The sequence below is a fragment of the Leisingera sp. ANG-DT genome, from assembly GCF_000813785.1.
Lineage (GTDB): Bacteria > Pseudomonadota > Alphaproteobacteria > Rhodobacterales > Rhodobacteraceae > Leisingera.
Genome location: NZ_JWLE01000055.1, coordinates 1 through 1,511, shown reverse-complemented (window position 1 = coordinate 1,511; position 1,511 = coordinate 1). Strand labels below are relative to the sequence as shown.

At 58.5% G+C, this 1,511-nt stretch carries 1 protein-coding gene; it reads right to left on the bottom strand.

Going from position 1 to position 1,511, the window contains the following annotated elements; genetic code table 11:
- Positions 1-74: 74 nt before the first annotated feature.
- A protein-coding gene (locus RA21_RS21500; RefSeq protein WP_152610606.1) for an IS3 family transposase occupies positions 75-1,426 on the bottom strand; the annotation gives its coding sequence in 2 pieces (ribosomal slippage) (positions 75-1,090 and positions 1,090-1,426; 1,353 coding nt in all).
- Positions 1,427-1,511 lie beyond the last annotated feature (85 nt).

Genomic DNA, 1,511 nt, shown 5'->3' with positions numbered 1-1,511 from the left:
TGTCCGTCGTCAGAGATTTTGGGCCATTTGGCTGCCTGAGCGAAGAGAGGGTCTGGCTCATCTGGTTGGTTTGATTATGCGGCGGATCTTCGGTGAAGCAAGCGCCGGGTTTCGATAGTCTTTCGTTTGATCCTTTCTCGTTGTTTCAGGATGGTCTGGCCGCGCCCGAAGTAGACATCGGCCGGGGTGAGGTTCTGCAGGCTCTCGTGGTATCGTCGGTGGTTGTAATGCTCGACGAAGGCGTCGATCTTCTGCCTGAGATCGCCGGGCAGGAAGTAGTTCTCCAGCAGGATGCGGTTCTTCAGGGTCTGGTGCCAGCGCTCGATCTTGCCTTGGGTTTGCGGGTGATATGGGGCACCGCGGACATGATCCATCTGCCGATCTTCCAGCCAATCGGCCAACTCGCCCGAGATGTAACTCGACCCGTTGTCACTGAGCAGGCGGGGCTTGTGCAGGACCTTCGCCTGATCACAACCCGAAGCCTGCAGCGCCAGGTCGAGCGTGTCGGTCACATCGCCTGACTTCATCGTCGTGCAAAGTTTCCAGGCGATGATGTAGCGGCTGTAATCGTCGAGGATCGTGGACAGGTAGAACCAGCCCCAGCCGATGACCTTCAGGTAGGTAAAGTCGGTCTGCCAAAGCTGGTTCGGTCGGGTCGTCTTGTCACGGAACTCGTCAGAGGCGGACAGAACCACATAGGCCGGGCTGGTGATCAGGTCGTAGGACTTGAGGATGCGATAGACCGAAGCCTCTGACACAAAATACTTTTCCGTGTCAGTGAATCGCACGGCCAACTCGCGCGGCGACAGATCGCTTTCCTGCAGGGCCAGGTCCTTGATCTTCTCGCGCACCGGCTCAGGGATGCGGTTCCAGACCCGCGACGGCCTGGGACTGCGATCTTTCAGCGCCTCAGGGCCGCCGGACAAATACCGATCATACCAGCGGTAGAAGGTCGTTCTGGGGATGCCGAGCTTGTCCAGCGTGCGCCTGGTCGGCAGGTGCGATCCTTCCACCAGCCGGATGATCTCCAGCTTCTCAGATGCGGGATACCTCATTCGCCGTCGCCCCCATCTGCGATCATGCTTTTTTTGAGCAGCCGCAACTCCAGGGCCTGCTCAGCGACAACCTCCTTTAGATCTCGGGCTTCACGGCGAAGGTCTTTGACCTCGCTCGACGTCGCCGCACGCGCCGTATCGCCCGCCAAGCGTTTCTTCCCGGCTTCGAGGAATTCCTTGGACCAGCTGTAATACAAGCTCTGCGCAATGCCCTCGCGGCGACACAGCTCTGCAATGCTGTCTTCGCCCTTCAGGCCGTCCAAGACGATCCTGACCTTCTCCTCAGCTGAGTACTGCTTGCGGGTGGCGCGACGGATGTCCTTGACGACCTTCTCGCCGTGGCTCTGCTTGGTTCCGGGTTTCTGTCTCATCTCCACTCCTTGGTGGTTACGATGTGTCAGAAACTCTCTCTTATCAAATCACCCTAAACTGTCCCATTGGCGCTGACGTCAGACA